The sequence below is a fragment of the Myxococcus vastator genome, from assembly GCF_010894475.1.
GTDB classification, from domain to species: Bacteria; Myxococcota; Myxococcia; order Myxococcales; family Myxococcaceae; genus Myxococcus; species Myxococcus vastator.
This window is the reverse complement of the sequence record NZ_JAAIYB010000867.1, coordinates 1-1,211: the sequence shown is the minus strand read 5'-3', so window position 1 is coordinate 1,211 and position 1,211 is coordinate 1. Positions and strand designations below refer to the sequence as shown.

General features: G+C 78.0%; 1 protein-coding gene. It reads right to left on the bottom strand.

Annotation, left to right across the window (positions count from 1 at the left end):
• Positions 1 to 1,123: vWA domain-containing protein (locus tag G4D87_RS37960; protein WP_163787615.1), on the bottom strand; the 1,123-nt coding region annotated here is incomplete at its 3' end.
• Between the last annotated feature and the right edge of the window lie 88 nt (positions 1,124 to 1,211).

The window sequence follows — 1,211 nt, the reverse complement described above, 5'->3', positions numbered from 1 at the left end:
GCCCCACGAACGTGCGCGGCGCGCCGCCCGCCCCCACCGTCACCCGCGCATCCGTCCCCGGCGGTCCCAGCACCAACACCCCGTCCGCCTCGGCGTCCTCCGCTCCGCGCGCCACCTCCGGTGACACCGCGAGGAACCGCTCCAGCGCGGTCTGCTCGGGAGCCCCCAGGCCCTGCGCCAACGCCACCGCGATGGGCCGCGTGGGCGCGGGCGGCAGCCGCACCTGGCCGTCCTCCGGCAACGCGTCGTCCGGAAGCGTCACCTCCACCTCGCCCGCTCCCTGGAACGTCAGCCGGACCGTCGCGGTGCCCTCCTCCGGAAGGCGCACGCGCTCCACCCGCTCCGCGCCGGCCTTCGCACCGGCCCCTGGCAACGCGCGAACCCGGACGTCCACCTCCTCCGGCCCCTCCCCGAAACGCGCCACCCGGAGCGTCACCGTGGCCGTGGGCCCGTCATCGCGCCGCCGCGCGGAGACCAGCGCCACGTTGCCTCGCGCGGTCCCCAGCGCCGTCCACCGCACGGCCGCGGGCACCAGGGCCGCGCGCTCCGGTGGGACGTCCGTGAAGAAGGCCACGCGCCGCCCCGCCCCCGCCAGCTCCTGCGCCCAGATGAGCGTGGGCATCGGGTCATGGTCCGCGCCCTGCGCCTGGAAGGACTCCAGCGCGGCCAGCGCCCGGGAGGGCTCCGCCTCCGGTCCCGCGAGCATGCGCGGCGTGCCGCCGCTGGCCAGCAGCGTCACCTGCGTGGCCTCCTCCGACTCCACGCGCGCCGCCGCCGCGCGCCGCACCTGCTCCAGCACCGTCACGCCGTCCGGCCCGCGCGCGGACATAGACAGGCTCCCGTCCACCACCAGCACCAGGTGCCGGGCCCGCGCGGCCTCCCCCCACCGCACGTCCGCCAGGAAGAGCGCGGCGGCCACCACCGCCAGCACCTCCAGCAGCAGCGAGGCCTCCCGCGTGAAGCGCTCCCAGCGAGGCCCCGCCTCGGCGCGGGGACTGGGCCGGCGCCACAGGAAGAGCGCGCTCACCACCACCGGCTTCTGCCGGCGCCGCAGGAAGTACGCCGCCACCAGCGGCACGAGCGCGCCCAGCGCCAGCAGCCCCCACGGGAAGCCGAAGCTCACGCGTCACCGCCCATGGCGCGCCCCAGGCGCGAGGCAACGTCGTCCACCCGGCGCCCCCTCACGACGCCCCCGCCGCGAGGAACAGCGG